19 protein-coding genes and 3 tRNA genes are annotated in these 19,821 nt (G+C 31.0%); 18 read left to right on the top strand and 4 right to left on the bottom strand.

What is annotated here, in order from left to right; all coding sequences use genetic code 11:
• Positions 1-342 precede the first annotated feature (342 nt).
• The 12 genes from BLV79_RS05140 (at position 343) to BLV79_RS05085 (ending at position 12,309) form a co-directional block, all read left to right on the top strand.
• The gene (locus BLV79_RS05140) at positions 343-1,068 is read left to right on the top strand and encodes a phosphatase PAP2 family protein (RefSeq protein ID WP_074716776.1); all 726 of its coding nucleotides are present in this window, start codon (positions 343-345) and stop codon (positions 1,066-1,068) included.
• Positions 1,055-2,089, top strand: a complete 1,035-nt coding sequence (locus tag BLV79_RS05135; protein WP_074716774.1) for a lysylphosphatidylglycerol synthase transmembrane domain-containing protein — start codon at positions 1,055-1,057, stop codon at positions 2,087-2,089. The genes BLV79_RS05140 and BLV79_RS05135 overlap by 14 nt, the downstream gene beginning before the upstream one ends.
• Positions 2,086-2,775: a CDP-alcohol phosphatidyltransferase family protein gene (locus BLV79_RS05130; protein WP_074716772.1), complete on the top strand. Its 690-nt coding sequence runs from the start codon at positions 2,086-2,088 to the stop codon at positions 2,773-2,775. Before BLV79_RS05135 ends, BLV79_RS05130 begins: the two co-directional genes overlap by 4 nt.
• A 69-nt stretch (positions 2,776-2,844) precedes the next feature.
• Positions 2,845-3,723 (top strand): phosphatidylserine decarboxylase, encoded by an 879-nt coding sequence (locus tag BLV79_RS05125; RefSeq protein ID WP_074716770.1) that lies wholly within the window; start codon positions 2,845-2,847, stop codon positions 3,721-3,723.
• 83 nt (positions 3,724-3,806) lie between these two features.
• Positions 3,807-3,878, top strand: a tRNA-Gln gene (locus BLV79_RS05120).
• 400 nt (positions 3,879-4,278) lie between these two features.
• Positions 4,279-4,836, top strand: a complete 558-nt coding sequence (locus tag BLV79_RS05115; protein WP_074716768.1) for a YARHG domain-containing protein — start codon at positions 4,279-4,281, stop codon at positions 4,834-4,836.
• Positions 4,837-4,848: 12 nt separating this feature from the next.
• Entirely contained in the window at positions 4,849-6,381 is a 1,533-nt protein-coding gene (locus tag BLV79_RS05110) for a zinc-ribbon domain-containing protein (protein WP_074716766.1), read from the top strand.
• A gap of 23 nt (positions 6,382-6,404) precedes the next feature.
• The gene (locus BLV79_RS05105; protein ID WP_074716764.1) at positions 6,405-7,622 is read left to right on the top strand and encodes a hypothetical protein; all 1,218 of its coding nucleotides are present in this window, start codon (positions 6,405-6,407) and stop codon (positions 7,620-7,622) included.
• A gap of 254 nt (positions 7,623-7,876) precedes the next feature.
• Positions 7,877-8,788, top strand: a complete 912-nt coding sequence (locus BLV79_RS05100; RefSeq protein WP_074716762.1) for an EamA family transporter — start codon at positions 7,877-7,879, stop codon at positions 8,786-8,788.
• 9 nt (positions 8,789-8,797) lie between these two features.
• On the top strand, positions 8,798-11,311 hold the full coding sequence (locus BLV79_RS05095; RefSeq protein WP_074716760.1) for a hypothetical protein: 2,514 nt from the start codon (positions 8,798-8,800) through the stop codon (positions 11,309-11,311).
• 136 nt (positions 11,312-11,447) lie between these two features.
• Positions 11,448-11,696, top strand: coding sequence for an HPr family phosphocarrier protein (locus BLV79_RS05090; RefSeq protein ID WP_074716758.1), 249 nt, complete (start codon positions 11,448-11,450; stop codon positions 11,694-11,696).
• A 55-nt stretch (positions 11,697-11,751) separates the two neighbouring features.
• Positions 11,752-12,309, top strand: a complete 558-nt coding sequence (locus tag BLV79_RS05085) for a DUF6465 family protein (RefSeq protein WP_200795870.1) — start codon at positions 11,752-11,754, stop codon at positions 12,307-12,309.
• 274 nt (positions 12,310-12,583) lie between these two features.
• Here the strand turns inward: BLV79_RS05085 and BLV79_RS05080 are convergent.
• Positions 12,584-12,654, bottom strand: a tRNA-Gly gene (locus BLV79_RS05080).
• 14 nt (positions 12,655-12,668) lie between these two features.
• A tRNA-Phe gene (locus tag BLV79_RS05075) sits at positions 12,669-12,741 on the bottom strand.
• A 181-nt stretch (positions 12,742-12,922) separates the two neighbouring features.
• On the opposite strand from BLV79_RS05075, the gene BLV79_RS05070 reads away from it, so the two are divergent.
• A complete protein-coding gene (locus BLV79_RS05070; RefSeq protein ID WP_074716755.1) occupies positions 12,923-13,423 on the top strand; it encodes a DUF6106 family protein in 501 nt (166 codons plus the stop codon).
• A 95-nt stretch (positions 13,424-13,518) separates the two neighbouring features.
• Here BLV79_RS05070 and BLV79_RS05065 read toward each other — a convergent pair whose 3' ends face one another.
• On the bottom strand, positions 13,519-13,953 hold the full coding sequence (locus tag BLV79_RS05065) for a hypothetical protein (RefSeq protein WP_074716753.1): 435 nt from the start codon (positions 13,951-13,953) through the stop codon (positions 13,519-13,521).
• 49 nt (positions 13,954-14,002) lie between these two features.
• On the opposite strand from BLV79_RS05065, the gene murI reads away from it, so the two are divergent.
• From murI to BLV79_RS12720, 5 genes are all read left to right on the top strand, one after another.
• A complete protein-coding gene (murI, locus tag BLV79_RS05060) occupies positions 14,003-14,788 on the top strand; it encodes a glutamate racemase (protein ID WP_074716751.1) in 786 nt (261 codons plus the stop codon).
• Between the two features lie 668 nt (positions 14,789-15,456).
• Positions 15,457-16,638, top strand: coding sequence for a cation:proton antiporter (locus BLV79_RS05055; protein ID WP_074716749.1), 1,182 nt, complete (start codon positions 15,457-15,459; stop codon positions 16,636-16,638).
• Between the two features lie 178 nt (positions 16,639-16,816).
• Positions 16,817-17,413, top strand: a complete 597-nt coding sequence (locus BLV79_RS05050) for a M48 family metallopeptidase (RefSeq protein ID WP_083354456.1) — start codon at positions 16,817-16,819, stop codon at positions 17,411-17,413.
• 45 nt (positions 17,414-17,458) lie between these two features.
• Complete coding sequence (locus BLV79_RS05045; protein WP_074716747.1) at positions 17,459-17,629, top strand: DUF4250 domain-containing protein; 171 nt, start codon at positions 17,459-17,461, stop codon at positions 17,627-17,629.
• A 56-nt stretch (positions 17,630-17,685) separates the two neighbouring features.
• Entirely contained in the window at positions 17,686-17,856 is a 171-nt protein-coding gene (locus tag BLV79_RS12720) for a DUF6472 family protein (protein ID WP_159429327.1), read from the top strand.
• Positions 17,857-17,978: 122 nt separating this feature from the next.
• Here BLV79_RS12720 and BLV79_RS05040 read toward each other — a convergent pair whose 3' ends face one another.
• Positions 17,979-19,583, bottom strand: a complete 1,605-nt coding sequence (locus BLV79_RS05040; protein WP_074716745.1) for a CTP synthase — start codon at positions 19,581-19,583, stop codon at positions 17,979-17,981.
• Positions 19,584-19,821: the final 238 nt, after the last annotated feature.

Below are 19,821 nucleotides of genomic sequence, written 5' to 3'. Positions count from 1 at the left end.
CCTCATCCCACCCGATGAAGTGCATTTGATGCCAGACTTATTTTTTGAAAAGTAACTAAAAGACTTAAATGCAGGTAGTAATCGATTTGTCAATAGGTGTTATTAGACGGGTCGCGTTTACTTTTGCATAAGAATTAGCCAGCCGTCTATTTGCTATGCAATTTTCAATATACCCACTGTCTGGAATAAGCTAATTATAGCACCTTTTCAGAAAGAAGGTAGCCTAAAAAAGTCGAATTTGATGTCAAAAATCGATTTTGTGTAATCAGACGATATTTCAGTTGGGTTTTAGTTTTTCATTCAAGGGAGTTACATATAGTCTTTTTAAGAATAGGAGTAGAAATGACAAAAGAAACGCGCTTTGGGCGATGGTATCGTAACAGTATTGGTAAAATAATCCCAGAATATGCAGTATCGACATTGATTCTGTGTTGGGTACTTAATAGTACGATATATACTGGAACACAGATTTTATGTGCTGATTCTAAACATTATGACTTGACCACTAATCTAGATAGAAGTATTCCATTTGTTAAAGAATGGGTGTGGGTTTATGTTATATGTTTTGGTTTTTGGGTTATCAATTATGTTTTGGTCGCTCGAGAGGGAAAAGAGCATTGGAATCGATTTGTAATAGCAGAGATGCTTAGCAAGATTATATGTGGTCTTTGCTTTATACTTATACCAACTACCAATGTAAGACCAGAAGTTACAGGAAGTGACTTATCAAGTATGGTTATGCGCTTTGTGTATTCAATGGATAGACCTACTAATTTATTCCCATCAATACATTGTTTAGTAAGCTGGATGTGTTTTATAGGAATATATAATAGTAGAAAGATACCAAAGTGGTATAAAGTATTTTCATGTTTGTTTGCTATTGCAGTATGTGCGTCAACTCAATTTACCAAACAACACTACATTGTGGATGTTTTTGCAGGCATAACAATTGGACAGATGTGTTATGTACTAGTAGGTAAAACTAGAATATATTCTATGATAGTTGGCATCTTTGAAAAAATTAACGAATTAGTGTTAGGGGAAATTGACAGTTATGACAATCAGTAAGAAAAGTATTTTTAACATCGTATTTTTGATTGCTGTTTTCGCATTGACGTTATATGGTGTTTTTCATGGACAGGATTTAGGACAAATCGTTGCTTGCATAAGGCAGTGTGATATCAGATATTGGATAGTATCAATATGTTTTGTGGTATTTTTTGTCGAAAGTGAATCAGTGATAATATACTATATGATGAAACGAGTTGGGCAAGATCATATTAAATTTTCGCATTGTATCTTGTATTCGTTTGTAGGTTTTTTCTTTAGTTGTATTACTCCGTCCGCAACAGGTGGGCAGCCTGCTCAGATTTATTATATGAAGAAAGACAAAATCTCAATTCCAATTGCTACGGTTATTTTAATGATAGTGACAATCACATATAAGCTGGTTCTAGTTTTGTTAGGAGTTGGCGTTTTAGTTGTTAGACCTGAAGCTGTTATGCATTATTTAGCACCGGTTATAGGTTGGTGTTACTTGGGGATTTTGTTGAATTGTTTTTGCGTTGGCTTTATGCTGTTATTGGTTTTTCATCCAACAATGGCAAAAAGAATTTTGTTTTTTGGATTAAATATCTTATTTAAAATGAAATTCATAAAAAGAAAAGAATATTATGAAGAAAAACTAAGAAAGTCTATGGAACAATATAGTGAAGTCGCTGTATTTTTTCAGGAAAATAGTAGAGTAGTTTTTAATGTTATCATTATTACTATTGTACAAAGATTTTTATTGTTTTTTGTTACATGGTTGGTATATCGTTCGTTTGGCTTTAAAGAACATGGTCCGGGTATCATAATGGTTTTACAAGGTATGATTTCCGTGGCAGTTGATATGCTTCCTTTGCCAGGTGGGATGGGAATTAGTGAGCAGTTATTTTTACAGATCTTTGCTCCAATCTTTAATAGTTTTTGTTTGCCAGGCATGATTGTAAGTAGAGGATTAAGTTATTATACTGAATTAATTTTAAGCGCCATATTAACAATTGTTGCTCAACTAACAATAGGGCGTAGAAAGGATTGTAAAAAATGATAGGGTATTATGATTATACAGTAATTTTAACATATGTTAGTTTGTTGTGTACGTCAGTAGGTATATTCCAGGCAATTGAAGGACAGTTTACAATAGCAGTAATCTGTTTGGCATTATCAGGCTTATGTGATATGTTTGATGGAAAAGTTGCCAGAAGTAAAAAAAATAGAACAGATGACCAAAAATTATTTGGCGTGCAGATTGATTCATTATGTGATGTGATTTGTTTTGGAGTTTTTCCAACAATTTTGTGCTACAGCATGGGTATGAGAGGGCTTCTTGCATCGATTGTTATTGGATATTATTTAATCTGTTCAGTAATTAGATTAGCATATTTTAATGTATTAGAGACAAATAGGCAAAAAGTTGAAGAAGGTGTTAATAAGTATTATCACGGACTTCCAATTACAAGTATTACAATTTTCTTGCCAATTTTATATTTAATTAACTCGCATATTTCTCAAAGCGTTTGGGAATACAATTTATTAGGATTACTATTTATAGTAGGAACATTGTTTATAACTGATTTTAAATTGAAGAAACCATCAAATAAACAGTTGGCTTCATTCGTAGCAATTGTTACTATTGCGATTGTTATAACAGTTATAGTTCCACATAAAACAGGTGGTAAGAAGCAGTATGTTGAAAATAAGGTGTTTACATCAATTTTTCATCAACAAAAATAATAAATAGTTTCAAAAAGTGAAATTAAGGAAGCTATTTCTAGAAAAAGCATTAAAGGAGAACATATTTAAATGAAATGTTTAAATCGTCAAGGAAATGTTATTGCTGATAATGAAGCACAAAATAAGAGTTTAGATTTTCTTTATAAAACAAGATTAGGAAATTCAATACTAAAGATTTTGATTCAACCATCAGTATCAAAAATGGCAGGAAAGTTCTTAGACTCAAAGATGTCTACTTTTTTGATTAAACCATTTATAAAGAATAATAATATTGATTTGAGTGATTTTGAAGATGTAAAATATAACTCGTTTAATGAATTTTTTACTAGAAGGGTAAAAAAAGATAAGAGAGTTGTTTCGTTTGAAGCATCAGATTTGGTTTCGCCTTGTGACAGCCGTCTAAGTGTTTATGATATTACAAGTGATGGCATTTTCACTGTGAAAAACACAAAATATACAATGGCAGAACTTTTTAGAAGTAAAAAAATTGCCAGACATTATGAAGGCGGTAAATTATTAATATTTAGATTAACAGTAAGTGACTACCATAGATATCATTTTATTGATGATGGTTTTTTAAGCGAACATCATAGAATTAATGGTTTTTTTCATACAGTTAATCCAATAGCTAATGACAGTTACAAGATTTATAAAGAAAATACTAGAGAGTTTTCTATTTTAAAAAGTAAGAATTTTGGAAATGTTGCTATTATGGAAGTAGGGGCTCTTTTGGTTGGCAGGATTTTAAATTATAACGCTAATCACAAGCACTTTGTAAAACGTGGAGAAGAAAAAGGACGTTTTGAATTTGGTGGTTCTACAGTTATCTTGGCTTTTGAAAAAGATAAGGTTGATATTTGTGAAGATATATTGTTGGCATCAAGAGAAGGCTATGAGATTCACGTAAATCAAGGTGAAGTGATTGGAAATAAGTTAAGCCATAAATAATTTATAAAAATTATAAAAAAATATAAAATAGTTGTTGACAAATATGCCCGGAGGTTATATAATAAGTAACTGTTGAGAGGCAATGCCCCATCGCCAAACGGTAAGGCAACGGACTCTGACTCCGTCATTTCAAGGTTCGAATCCTTGTGGGGCAGTTAATAAATGGAAACGAGATATCATTACGGTATCTCGTTTTTTTGTGCGCAAAAATTTCGACATAACTATAAGTTATGGTTGATAGTATATGTCTGCTTGATAAAATGATATTTTATTACAATCTACTTTTTTCGTTAGATAGTATTTAGTATGAGGAAAAATGTCTATATAGAATCGAACCTAAAAGGCTTTTTTGGTAAAAAATGATAATATGGGTGTAAATTTATATTTTATTTATATAATTTTTATATAATATTTATATTTTTAAAGATAAATTTATAAAAAATTAAAAAAATTGTACAGATTTGATGAATCAAGTAGAATAACCAAGACTGATTTGGTATAATTTACAAGAAGAGGATTTGCGTAAGCAAAAATAAATAAAAGAAAGGAGTTACTATGCAACAGAAAGGACAGTCTCAACAAAATGTTGGTGTAATAATAGGATATATAATCAGTGGTATTGTTGTTCTATTATGTGTTGTTACATCAATTGCAATGGTAGTAACTAATGGAGTAAGTAAAGATAATAAACTTGTATCAAGAAAGGCTCAAAAAGTAATTAAAAATAATTACACATCGTCTTACATAACTGATTATGATTTGGGAGAATTCAAGTTTTCTCTTCAAGATTCTCAGAAAAAAGTAGACAAATCTGGTAAGGGTAAAGATGCAATGGGCAATCCTGATGCTTATATTATTGCAAACAGTAATACTACAGCATTATCTGATGCCGATTTAAGTGGCTTGTCTGCTAAAGAATTAACATTTGCTAAGGCAGAAATCTTAGCTAGACATGGAATAACATTTAATGAAAAAGAATTCTCAGATTATTTTGGCAGTAAACATTGGTATACACCAAATCCACATGATCAGATTGCTCAAGTGGAAATAGATAATATAGATTTTATTGATAAATATCAAGAGAAACATAATTTGACATATATTGCTTTTTAGGAGGAAAGTTTGATGGTTTGTAATAAATGCGGAGCAGAAAATGAACAAGGTGCAGTTTTCTGTGGCTCATGCGGAGCAAAACTAGAAGAAACCGTTGTTGAAAATACAAGTACAACTCAACAAGAATCTGCTGTAGGTACTGAGGCACGTGTTTCTTTAAATAAAACTGAGACATCGTCAAATGAAACAAAGGATACAAATAATGAATCAGTTTCATTTGATTATTCATATAGTACAACAAATAATGGCGTTGATAATAATGCTAATCAAAACCAAGGTTTTCAGAATCAGGGAATGCCAAACCAAGGCTTCCAAAATCAGGGAATGCCAAACCAAGGCTTCCAGAATCAGGGAATGCCAAACCAAGGCTTCCAGAATCAGGGAATGCCAAACCAAGGTTTTCAGAATCAGGGAATGCCAAATCAAGGCTTCCAAAATCAAGGAATGCCAAGAAAGCCTATGTCTAATGCAGCTAAGGTCTTAATTGGAACTATTGCAGCTGCAGTTGTAGCTTTTGTTGTTTTTGTTTGTGTTGGTAATAGCCAAGCAAATTATAGCAATACAGCTGACAGATACTATAAAGCTGTAACAAATTATGATTATAAGACAATTAATAAGTACGCAGATGCAGAAGATAAATCTTTCTTAACAGAGAAGAATTTTAAAGAATCATTTGATTTAGATAAGAAATTCCAAGGAAAATTAGTTAACAAAGAAGATGATAACAGATACGATTTTCCAGGAAGAAAAACTCGTAAATACAACATTGAAACAAAAAACGGGAAAAAAGGTACTCTTACTTTAGCAGGAACTGAGTCGAAGTCAAGAAGTTTCATTTTCTTTAAAAAATGGAATATTGATTGTGGACAAGTAGTTTCTAGAAAAGTAACGATGCTTGTTCCTAAAAATGCAAAGCTATATATAAATGGCGTAGAAGTTTCAAGAAAATATATAACAAATAAGTCTAGTTCTTCAGAAACATATACTATTCCAGCTTTATATGCAGGACAGTATAAGCTCTCTGTTAAAGTAAAAGGTCGTTCTAAGATTACAGTTACTAGAATTATTGGTTCAAAAGTTGTAGTTGGTGAAAATCCGTCATCATTTATTTCTTTAACAAGATTAAGTTTGAGTGACAATGATCAAAAAGATTTACTTAAGAAAGCAAAAAAAGATTTTACTAAAATTGTACAATCAGCACAGATGTGTGATGATTATAGCAAAGTTAAAAAGTATTTTGGCACTTCATCAAGTTATGAGTATGATGATTTGTGTGATGATTTTACACATTCAAATTATGAAGAAGGTAAATGTAATATGCAATTTACATCTATGGAAGCTGATGTTATTGATAACTCAAGTGAACATCCATCTGTTAGAATAAAGCTAGAAGGTAAGTGTGACGAAGTAGTTGGAAGAGTTGAAGGTACAACACTTTCAAATATCGAAAAAGATAAAGATATAGATGGACACGTTAGTATAAGTTACAAATATGATGAGAAAAAAGGTTGGGTAATTACCCGTATTTCATTTTTTGTTTTATAATTAAAATTTAGGAGGAAAGTAAAATGGCAAATTTTTGCACTAGATGTGGAAGACCATTACAAGAAGGTGAAGTTTGTAATTGCCAAGGACAGGCTACATTACAAAATGATAATGCTAATGAAAATTTAGCTGAAACAGAAAATGTACAGAATGCTACAGTAAATAATGCTAGTGATGTTAATGCAAATAATGAGGTTAACGATATGGCTAGCAATAATGCTGAAGTTAATATGCAAAACAACATGCAGAATGTAGGATATGATTATCAGCAGAACAACATGCAGAATAATATGCAGAATGTAGGATATGATTATCAGCAAAACAACATGCAGAATAATATGCAGAATGCAGGATATGATTATCAGCAGAACAACATGCAGAATAATATGCAGAATGCAGGATATGATTATCAGCAGAATAACATGCAGAATGCAGGATACGGATATCAACAGAATAACATGCAATACAATATGCCAAATCAGGGATATTATAATGGAAATCAGTATGGATATCAGAAACAGAATGTTTTCTTTAAAGAACTTTGGGGAACTTTAAAAGGATTCTTTACAAATACAGAAGAATCAAATAAAGCATATGTTGCTACAGGAGATTTTAAAATTTCATTTGTATTTATTGTATTACAGGCAATTGCTACAGCAACATTAGCATGCGTTTCAGTAGGAAAAATTTATAGTTATCTTGTATCAATGATTTATTCATTTTACATGAAGGCTTTTTCAGGATTTACTAGTTCATTAAGTTCTTCGTATTCATCTAAATATATGTCATCTGGTCTAGATATAAATTATGCATTGATTTTCTTTGTTGCATTAATTTTTTCTGCCATTGCATCATTTATTTTTGCGGCAGTAGCTTTAGGTGCACATGCTATTATGGGCAAGAAGACATCTTATACTCAAGAACTTAAATTGGTTTCTACAAGATCAATTGCATTGACTGTAGGTAGACTATTAGTTGTACTTTGCTTATTTATTAATATTCAATTCGCTGTAGCTATTTATTCTCTTACAACAATGTGGGGAATTATTGTAATTATTACAGCAGATGATTGCACTCAGTGCCCAAGGGGAAAACAAAAGGTTTTAATTTGGTTAGCAGTGTTTGCAGTAATGTTTATTGTTGAATATTTAACTTTAAGAATTGGTACAAATATAATTGGTGATTCACTTACTAGATCACTTACTGGATTCTCAACAAAGGGAAGTTCTTTCGGATTATAAAATAATAAACTATTAGATTTACAAAAAGTAAATTTATATTCAGTTTGAATTTTTAAATACTTATAAATAAAAGAGTCAATCTTCACTAAAGTTTTTATGTTAATAGAAACTAATTGAAGGCTTGGCTCTTTTTTTGTTGCGTAAAATCAATATATGTGGTTAAATTAAATGATGGGGAATTGTTATGAAACACATTCTAAAGATAACTAACAAGCAATATGAACGCAATAGATTAAGACTAAAGGAGCAAAAAAATGACAGGATTATATTACATATTTGGAATGTTAATTCTAACTGGAGTATTTTACATTTTAATTAAAGTGGCTATGAAAAAAACAGCATATAGTTTAGTAACAGCTATTTTTATTACAGTAGTATTTTTGTTTAGAAATATCTCGGATAAAAGAGATTTTGTTAAAATGTCAAATGAAGTTAATAAAGTATCAGGTGATCAAAATCTACTGTTTGTATTTTTGATTGCAGGTATATTAAGTGGTTTGGCATGGATGCTATTGTTTAAAGGTTTGTCATCAATTGAAATTACCAAATCAGTAATTGCTTATTATGGTGCTGAAATTGTATTTGAAAATATTATTAGGATATTCTGGCTAAAAACACCTACTAATTTTACACAGGGTACAGCTATTGTTTTGATTTTTGCAGGCGTAGTTTTAGGTAATGAATTAACAGGCGATAATGTAAAAAATTTTGCTCCGTTATTTGGTGCAGCATTGTGCAGTGCTCTTGGACAGATTTTAGTAGAAAAAAATGCACAAGTTCTTGCAAGTGATGATATTAAAGCCGCAGAATTATTAGTTGGTGTAGTAGTAGTGTGGGTTTATGTTTTTGCGTCAGGTGTAATTCATTCAGTTGGAGAAATGCCATTTTTGGGTGCGATTGCAGGAATTATTGCAGGCTTGGTTTTTGTATATGCAGAAAATATCCCTAAGAAAATTAGTGAGTTGCCGATTGAAATCCAGGGCAATCAGGAATTTATTAAGTATTTAAAATGCTTCAATGTGTTAGTTATAGCTTTAGTTGCAGTGATTTTTTTCAGGGAAAAATTATCAAAAAAAGCATGGATAGGTATTGGAATTTTGATTTTTGGTAGGATCTTATTAAATATCCCCGGAGAAGTTATTCCAATAAATATTTCAATAGGTTAGGGTGATAATATGAAGAATAAATTTACTTTTAAAATATTAATACTATTAGGCGTTTTCTTGCTCTCAGCTATTTTGTTTGAAATCATAACAAATGATATTCAAAGTGAAACAACTAAGCAAATGAGTGAAGAAACTTTTCCTATAGTTGAATTTAAAAAGCAGGGAAACACAATAAATAGATTGTTTGGTTACAGAAAAAAGATAGATATACCATCAATCAAAAATATAATTACACCAGTTGGTGCAAATCAGAAATTATCTGTTAATGTAAATGCATATGATACTAAAGTTGATAAGGTTAGTTTTAAGGTATATTCAACTAACGGCAAAAAAGTTATTTCCTCAGATAATAATGTCAGTAGTTCAACTAAAACTGGACAGTTTTTAATAGATTTAGATTTTGAGAAAAAACTGGAAAAAAATGTTGAATATACTTTAGAAATTAAATTACTTTCCGAAGATAAACCAATGTACTATTACACTCGTGTAATGGCAACTAAGGGCTTAGGTGAAAATGAGTGCTTAGATTTTGCAAAAGAGTTCCACGATGTTACATTTGATAAAGAAAAAGCAAAAGATTTTTTGCCAAAATATATGGAACTAAATCGTACAAAAGATACAACTTTGTCACATGTTGATTTATCAAATTCAGTATCACAGGTAACATGGGGCGATTTATCACCTGAAGAAGTTGTAAAACCGGTATATAATATAAATGAAATAAATGATTCGTATAAAGTTATTACATCAACATATGTTGTAAGTGCGGTTAATCAAGAGGGAAATAAAGAATATTATAATGTTGAAGAATATTATAGATTAAGATATTCTGCTACAAGAATGTATGTATTAGATTTTGAAAGGAATGTAGATAAAATATTTGATACTACGAATAATTTTATATATAATGGCTCACAGTTGAAACTAGGAATTACAAATGAAAATGTTAATTACAAAGTTTCAGAGGCTGGTGGAGTTGTTGCATTTGTTCAGCAAGGTGATTTATGGAGCTATAACATTTCAAAAAATACAATAACAAGAGCATTTAGTTTTAAAGATAGTGATAAAATTGATGTTAGATCAAACAACAACAAACACAGTATCATGATTATTAAAGTAGATGAGGCTGGAAGTGTTGATTTTGTTGTAGATGGTTATATGAATCGAGGCGATCATGAAGGTGATGTCGGAGTAGGTATATATCATTATGATGGTATAACGGGTTCTGTTAAAGAAGAATCGTTTATTCCTATGAATCAGCCATATGAAATTGTTAAAGCTAAATTAGGTGGTTTTGTTTATGAGAATAACGATAATGAAGTATTTATCAAAATAAATGGCGATTTACAAAAAATAGATTTATCAAATTCTACATCAGAAAAAATAATTAGTAATTTGAAAGACAATACGTATACATATTCAAAAGATAATCAGTTTGTTGCATGGGCATCAAATAAAGGAAAAACATACGGCAAAAGTTTAAATCTAATAAATTTAAATGATATGAAAAAAGTCGAAATAAAAGAAGATAATGGATATATGTTAAAACCAATCGGCTTTATAGAGGATGATTTTGTATACGCAGTTGCAAATGAAAGAGAAGTGAGCGTTGATAGTGCAGGCAATACTAACTTCCCGATTAAAGCAATTAAAATTGTAAAATACAAAAATAATAAAGTAGGTCTGTTAAAAGAGTATGCTTCTGCAGATAAAGCTGTTGTTGATGCAAGTATCGATAATTACACGATTAACATAGCTTTAGCAGATGGAACAGTCGATAGTATTATGAATAGAGAAGCGGATACTAATGTTTTTGCAACTATCGGAACAGTGATTACTGACAAAATGCAAACTCAAATATATATTAATTTGAAAAATGAAATAAAAAATAAAAAGATGGTTAGACTAGATGCAAAAATAGTAGACAGAGATATTGATGCTTTGACAGTCAACATTAAAGGTTCTGAATCAGAGGAAAACTACAGAGCATATGCGAAGGGCCATGTTATTGCATTGTCAGATAATTTGTCTAATGTTATTAGAGTAGCTAATGCTAATAGCGGCGTTATCATTAATGCAAAAGGAGAGACAGTTTGGCAAAAGGCTCGCAAGAGTAACTGTCAACCATTTAATGATGTTACATATAATGCTAACGATGCGAATGGTAGTGGTTTGGTTAAGGCCATGAGTGCTTTAGTTGGTCAAGTTGATAAGAATGCATCTGTTCAAGAAAGTGTTAATTCGAAAAAAAACATTAAAGAAATATTGCAAGAAAAAATTAAACACAAAAAGGTTATTAAACTAAAAGGCAATAGTAGCTCAGAATTGTTGTATTATGTAAGTAAAGGAGTGCCTGTAATGGGTATGACTGGCAATGATACAGCAGTGTTAGTAGTTGGATATAGTGAGTCAACTGTGTTTATTTATGATCCAGTAACAACAGTAACTAAACCATATTCATATCAAGCAGCTGATGCTATGTTTGCAGCAGGACAGAATACATATTTTACTTATGTTGAGTAAAATTGTACAATAAAATGTATATATAATTTTTGACATAGTTAAAACTACACAGAAAATAATTTTATCTATTGCAAATAGATAGAATTTAACTTATAATTTTAATTGAGTTTTAACAGTGTTAGGTAAAGGAGAACAAATGAAAAAAAGTGTAATAGTTTCTAATGCTTATGAAAACCATGATAATCCAGCAGCTGAGTTAGTTCAGTGCGCTTGTACATTTGATTGCAAGGTAGAAATTGAACATGATAGTGTTGTAGTCAACGCTAAGAGCATAATGGGGCTCATGGCTTTTAATCCAGTTGAAGGAATGACTGTTAATATCATTACAACTGGTGTAGATGAAGAACAGGCAATTAATGCTATTGAAGAGTTTTTATGTAAATAACTAACATAATTTATCATAAAGCAAATTGCTTGAATGTATTGCAAGAGGAGGATTCATGATGCAGAAAAAGGGTACTAATGTAACAGAAAAAGTAGCAAAAACAAAAGCAACAACAGTTGCGGCTAAGGTAGCTGAACCAGTAGTAACATTAAAAGATACCAAAGCTGCAGAATCAACAACCAAAGCAACATCTAAAAAAGGAGTTGTTGAAGAAGTAAAAGTTTCATCAAAGGCAACCAAAGCAACTAAGGTTTCTAAGAGTCAGACAAAAGTAGCTGACGAGTTGAAAGCAACTAAAGAAGTTAAGGCGCCTAAAGAAGTAACTAAGAAAGAAGAAAAAGCGACTAAGACAACGTCCAAGAAAGCAACATCTAAGACAACTACTGCTAAGACAGCGTCTAAAGTAAAGAAGGCAGAACCAGCAGTTGTTGTTCAGTATCAGAATCGTGAAGTGAATGTCGAAAAGATAAAAGAGGCTGTAAAGACACAATTTGTTTCTGAAGGACATAAGGAAAAAGAAATTGAAAAAGTTGCTATTTATGTTAAGCCAGAAGATAATTCAGCTTATTATGTAATTAATGACAAATTCAGTGGAAAAGTAGATTTGTTCTAAATTGTTCTAAACCTAACGATTGATACGTGTAAATCCCTAGGTATACTTTTTATAGTGTATCTAGGGATTTTTTCGTGTAAAACTATAAAACAATCTATAAAATTCTAAAAAAACTATATCACAATCCATAAAATAAAAACAAAATGTATACCACGAAAAAATATAAATGAATTAAAAACGAGAGTTTGAAAATCTAAAATAAATAGATAGTAAAAACGAGTTTTTATAAAAAAAATCACCCAATCAATGGGTGATTATATAACAAAAATAAAAAAGCGGGTGATGGGAATCGAACCCACGTATCCAGCTTGGAAGGCTGGTGTTCTACCATTGAACTACACCCGCATATTCATATTCAATGCCCAGTTCCGGAATCGAACCAGAGACACGAGGATTTTCAGTCCTCTGCTCTACCAACTGAGCTAACTGGGCATTTGTTGGTGTTGCTCTCACAACAATGACTATTCTACAGTATAAAGGATAATCTGTCAATAGAAAAAATAAAAAAAAATAAAAAAATATAAAAAGCTATTATTTTTGTTTTTTTATAGAAAAAAAATGGTATTGCGTGTTATAATGAATATTAGGTAATTTAGAGAAAGGATTAAAGAATATGTTTGAGGAATTTGTGATTGTAGAAAGAAAGAAAAACACATCTCACATTGTTGTAATGATGATAACAGCTGTGTTATTTGGATTGTTATTATTGATATCATTAATAGCCCCTATTTTTATGTTGGCGGCTATTGTGTCGGGAATATTATTGTATATTCAGATTTTTAGAATGAATATTGAATATGAATGCTCTTATTTTGATGGCGAGGTAAGATTTGCTGTTATAAAAAATAAAAGCAAACGAAAACAATTAAAAAGCTATTCAATGGAACAAGTAGTACAGATTGCTCCTGCTCATGATAGATCAGTGATTAATTATGAGAGACGTAAAGATGTTGTCAAAAAAAACTTTACATCTCATCAAAAAGGTGTACAATATTATGAGATGGTTATCAATACTGAATCAGGTACAATGCTAGTAATGTTTGAACCAAGTCAGAAGTATCTTGATGCCGTTTGTGTGAAATATAAACAGAAAGTTGTAATGTCAACAAAGTAGAAAGAATAATTAATTTAATAGATAAATAACAATGAGAATGTCGTATGACATTCTCATTGTATCTAGAGGCGATATATTTAAATGCAGTAAAAATATTATTTTTTGTCTTCAGTATCAAGAAAGTGCATAGAGGCATTGTTTTCTTTTGGGTTTGGAATATTCAATCCAACACCCTTTGCGTTTTGTTTTTTTAGACATTGTGGACATAATGCTCCAAAGGAAATTGCTTTGCCACATTGTTCGCATTTAAGGTTACGTAGTCGGGAAGCTTTACCTACTGTAGGTGTATCACGATATTCAATTCGCCCTTCACGTATCCATTTTTTTACCTTGCCTAGTGGAATGTCGAATTCTGAAGAAACTTCGAACTCATTAACATCGTTTTCACGTATGAAATTTTTAACCTCTTGGAAAAGCTCATGTTCTTTACAGATAGGGCATAAAGTATCCTCAGAGTCTTCAGCTAGTGGTCGCCCACATATTTTACAGGTTTTTCCATCTGTATTGAATAAAAATTGTTGTTTTTGCATTAGCATTACCTCTTTGTATACAACCTAAAAATGATAGGAGATAAATATTATGTTATATCAATTGCTCAAAGAAAATCCAATTGCTGTTTTTGATTCAGGAATGGGTGGAATAAGTGTTTTGAGGGAATTACTTAAAGTAATGCCAAATGAAGATTATATTTTTTTTGGCGACTCAATAAATGCACCCTATGGAACCAAAACTAAGGAACAAGTAAACGAATTGACTTGTCAGCATGCAGATGAACTTTTTAAGCGTGGGTGTAAGGCTCTTGTCGTGGCATGTAATACTGCTACAACTGCCGCTGTTAGAAATTTACGTAACAAATATCCTGATATACCAATTGTTGGCATTGAACCGGCTGTAAAACCTGCAGCTTTGAGTAAAGAATACCCAACTGTTTTAGTTATGGCTACTCCTATGACTATTAGAGAAGAAAAACTCCATAATCTAATCAGTCGATTTAATGATCAGGCAGATATCATCCCTCTAGCGTGTCCTGGATTGATGGAATTCGTTGAAAGAGGGGATACCGAAAGTGAAGAATTGGAAAATTATTTAAAATCTCTCCTTAAGGATTATCGGACAAATAAGCTTGATGCTGTAGTGTTAGGATGTACACATTATCCTTTTGTTAAGAAAAAAATAAAAGAAGTTCTTGGTGATAAAGTTATGATTTTTGATGGAGGATATGGAACTGCAAAAGAGGCAAGAAGAAGGTTAGAAGTTGCCGGTCTTCGTAATCCTAGAACAACACAAGGAAAGATTATTTTTGAAAATAGCATGGGGCAGGATAAAGTTGAACTAGAAAAACTATTGTGTTATATGAAAGAGTAATTATAAAAATAACTAATAGAACAAATAAAAAGAATAAAGCAAAAAATTTTGTACAAAAATCTAATTTCTTAGATTCATTCATATAATATATGAATGTTATAAATGTTGATAACATTTTCTAAGAAATTAGATTTTTTTTATTACATTTACACAATAAAAGTAATGGAAAATTGCTTATATATAACCTGTAGTTATGAATAACCCTGAAAATTGTTATATCAAATCGTGATTATAATGTAATTAAACTGAAAACTTAAAAATAATACTTGAATTTTTGCTAAAAAAGTTTTAAAATGATAAAAAGAAAATAAAAAAAGAGAAAAAACAATATCGTTCTTTGCCAATGAAGGTTGAAAGACTTTTTTTGTGTGTTCAAAAAATGTTTACAATTACGACATACTTTGGACACATATGGCATATATAATAATCATTGTAAAAGGAAGCAATTCCTTTTCCCAATTATTCCCTTTTTATTAAATAAACATTTTCATAACTAAACTCCTCGAAAGGAAGTCGTATAGAGCAAGCTATATGGCTTCTTTTCTTTTTGTGTAAAATCATGTTTTGATTGATTTTTGCTTGATAAAGTAGTATATTCTATAGTGTTTGGAGAATAATAGGATAGGCTAGTTTAGGGTAAATTTAATTAAAGAAGTGAGGAGTAGAATATGGATTACACATTTATTCTTTTTCTTGCAATAATATTGATTGCAACAAAGGTTTTGGGGATTTTTTCTCAAAAGATTAATATGCCGGCAGTAGTGGGGGCATTAATGGCTGGTATAATTTTAGGACCATCCGGAATGAGATTGATTACGTTAGAAGGAGATACCGGAACTTTTATTGAGTATGCTGCAGACATTGGCGTTATAATGCTTATGTTTGAGGCTGGGTTAGGAACTAATATTAAAGATTTAAGAGATAATGCAGTAGCATCATTTGTTACGGCTTTAGCAGGTGTACTAGTTCCTTTAGTAGGCGGAACAATTCTTTATGTTTGTTGTTTTAATGTTAATATAAATGATTATTCACAAATGCTGTCAGCTTTATTCTTGGGAGTTATCTTAACAGCAACTTCAGTAAGTATTACTATAGAAACATTAAAAGAATTAGGAAAGTTACAAGGAAAAGTAGGAACAACGATTTTGGGTGCGGCTATAATTGATGATATTCTTGGTATGATTGTTTTAACAGTAATTACTAGTTTAAAAAACCAAGAAGTAAGCGTATTAACAATGTTTTTTAAATTGTTAATATATTTTACTGGGTTGATTGGTATAGCTATTATTTTTTCGAAAGCTAAGAAAATTATTGAAAAACATAATCGTCAGAGAAGGACTGCAATTTTGGCACTTGCTTTTTGTTTTTTATTAGCATATATTTCAGAGGTTGTATTTGGTATTGCTGATATTACAGGAGCTTATTTTGCAGGACTTATGTTATGTACTATGAATGTTGAAAGCTATATTGAAAGACGTACGTCAATAGCTTCTTATTTGATTTTTTCTCCAATATTTTTTGCGAGCATAGGCCTTAAAGTAAAGATTAATAAAATAGATTCTAATATTGTTTTATTTACAGTATTGCTTCTTGCCCTTGCGATTTGTACAAAAGTTATAGGTTGTGGATTAGGGGCAAAGTTGTGTGGAAATTCTTATAGAGAATCATTGCAGATAGGTGTAGGAATGATTTCAAGAGGTGAGGTGGCATTAATTGTGGCACAGAAAGGAAATCAGTGTAATATGGTGGATGAAAGACTTTTTGCACCTATTGTAATTGTGGTTATCTGTACGACAGTTATTGCGCCTATATTTTTGAAATGGGTTATGCAAGATAAAAAACCAACATGATTGGTTAAAGTATAATTTGATTAAGTAAAAATTAAAAAACTTAATAAAAAACTATTTAGACAAAAACTTTATTAAAAAAAAGAATCAAAAACAATTACAAAAAATTAATTATTATAAACTAGCATAAAAGGTTGTGGCATGGTAAAATATGTCATAACCTTTTTGAATGGAGAAAAAAATGCAGAAAACTAAAGAAAAGAGTATAGTCCGAAAAGAGGACATTGTACTAGGTAATTTGGTGGTGCATGTTCAATATAAAAAAATAAAAAACTTATATCTTAAAATAGATGTCAATACTTCTGAAGTGAAGGTTTCGGCTCCATATACGATGTCTCGAGAGAGAATTAATGAGTTTTTAGATAATCGTAGAGAATGGATTGAAAAGACAAGACAAAAAGTAATAAAAAAAAATAAAAAACATAATCAATTTCAAGAATTGGATGCGGAGCAAGAAAAAAAACTCAGAGAATATTTGAATTTTGAAATAAAAAATTATATTATTAAATATGAAAAAATCATGAGAGTTAAATCAGAAGGTTTTACAATCAGAAAAATGAAAACAAGATGGGGTTCCTGTAATGTGAGGACTCACCATTTGAACTTCAATTTGGCATTGGCAAGGGTGCCTAGGGAATGTTTAGAATATGTTGTTGTGCATGAACTTACACATTTGTTAGAAGCAAGCCATAATGCTAATTTTTGGAATCTGATGGAGTATTATCTTCCGGGCTCTAAACGATTGAGGAAAAAGCTAAATGAATATTCAGTATTTTAAAATTAGCGATTAGTAATTAAAAAATAGTAATAAAGGAGATTAAAAATGCCAAACGATCCAGTAATGCTTTTAAGCTATATTAATACACAATTAAGAGATAACTATGAATCTTTAGATGAATTATCTAAAGCACTTCTAGTGGATAAAGATACAATTAGTGAAAAGCTAAAAAGTATAAATTATACTTACGATAAAGAAAAAAATAAATTTGTATAAAAGTTTTTTTAGTAGTTTATTTTATCGTAAAACTATGCGTTGCAAAGGAGATAATCATGATTTGTGATACTTGTGCATACAATGAATACGATGACGATGACGAGGAATATTATTGCTCGGTAAATATGGATGAAGATGAAATGGCTCGATTTATGCAGAGCTCATATAAAAATTGTCCATTTTATAAATCGGGTGATGAGTATAAAGTTGTTCGCCATCAAATGTAATTTCTTGATAGTGTTGTTTTTGAGAACAAGAAAATAAGAAAACAAATCAAGAATATAAAAACAAGAAATAAAAAAACCAGATTCACAAAAGTTTTAGAAACTTAAGTGCATCTGGTTTTTTATTATTTAATTAGTTTAGTAGCTGCATTAATGAAGCCATGGAATAATGGATGTGGTCTATTAGGTCTTGATTTGAGTTCAGGATGTGCCTGAGTTGCGATAAACCAAGGATGATCTGGAATTTCTACCATTTCAACAATTCTACCATCAGGTGATGTGCCACAAAGTCTCATTCCGTGTTCTGTTAAAACTGTACGATAATCATTATTTACTTCATAACGATGACGGTGTCTTTCAGAAATATTATCTGTTCCGTATACTTCTTTTGCTTTTGAATCAGAAGCTAAGATACATGGATAAGCTCCTAATCTTAAAGTTCCACCAATATCTTCAATATCATTTTGGTCTGGCATTAAAGAAATAACAGGGTGTGTTGTATTAGGATTTAACTCGATACTGTTTGCATCTCTGAGATTACATACGTGACGAGCAAATTCGATAATAGAAATCTGCATACCTAAACAAATTCCAAGGTAAGGGATTTTGTTTTCGCGAGCATATTTAGCAGCTACAACCATTCCTTCGATACCACGATTTCCAAAACCACCTGGAACGATGATTCCGTGAATGTTTTTAAATGTTTCTGCTGCATTATCTTCTGTTAATTCCTCTGAATCAACCCATTTAATATTTACAGTTGCATGCTCAGGTATTCCACCATGTTTTAATGCTTCAACAACTGAAATATAAGCATCATGTAAAGCAATATATTTTCCAACTAATGCAATGTTTACTTCCTTGTCAGGGTGACGAAGATTGTCTACCATTGTTTTCCAATCATCAAGGTCTGGTTCAGGACAATCTAAGTGTAAACATTCACAAGCAACTTTAGCAAGGTTTTCTTTTTCCATTGCAAGTGGAGCTTCGTATAAATATTCAACGTCAAGGTTCTGTAAAACATGTTCACTAGGTACGTTACAGAAAAGAGCAATCTTATCTTTGATACCTTGATCAATTTCATGTTCAGAACGACAAACGATAATATCAGGCTGAATACCTAAACTTTGTAATTCCTTAACACTAGCTTGAGTTGGCTTAGTCTTAAGCTCGCCAGAAGCTCTCAAATAAGGAATTAATGTAACGTGACAGAGGATTGCATTCTCATGACCGATTTCGTGCTGGAATTGACGAATGGCTTCTAAGAATGGCTGACTTTCGATATCGCCGACAGTACCACCTACTTCAATAATAGCAATGTGCATATCTTCTGAAGTGAAATTGCGATAAAAGCGACTCTTTATCTCATTAGTGATATGAGGGATAACTTGAACAGTTCCTCCACCAAAATCTCCACGGCGTTCTTTTTGAAGAACGGACCAATATACTTTACCAGTTGTAACGTTTGAATTTTTAGTTAAGCTTTCGTCGATAAAACGTTCATAGTGACCTAAGTCTAGATCAGTTTCAGCTCCATCGTCAGTTACGAAAACTTCACCGTGCTGGATTGGATTCATCGTACCTGGATCAATGTTGATATAAGGGTCAAATTTTTGCATGGTAACTTTATAGCCTCTTGCTTTTAAAAGTCTACCAAGGGAAGCGGCTGTTATTCCTTTTCCTAGACCAGAAACAACACCACCAGTAACAAAGACATATTTAACGGGCATGATTTTCCTCCTCAATAAGAATAGGGTTATTTTTTATTTAATAGTCTTCAACTATATGAATATATCAATAATATTCGGTATTATATACCTCAATAGAATAATCGGCACATTATGTGCTTATAAACATTTATTGATATAACTAAAGTATTATACAACCTTGAGAAAAAATAATCTAGAGATTTTAAAAAAAAATTATAAATTTTTTATGAACAAAGTGTAAATGTTAAAAGTTTATTTT

This window comes from Lachnobacterium bovis DSM 14045, from assembly GCF_900107245.1.
GTDB lineage: Bacteria > Bacillota > Clostridia > Lachnospirales > Lachnospiraceae > Roseburia > Roseburia bovis.
Note: the sequence above shows the minus strand (reverse complement) of the source record. Positions and strands in the feature narration are given on the sequence as shown.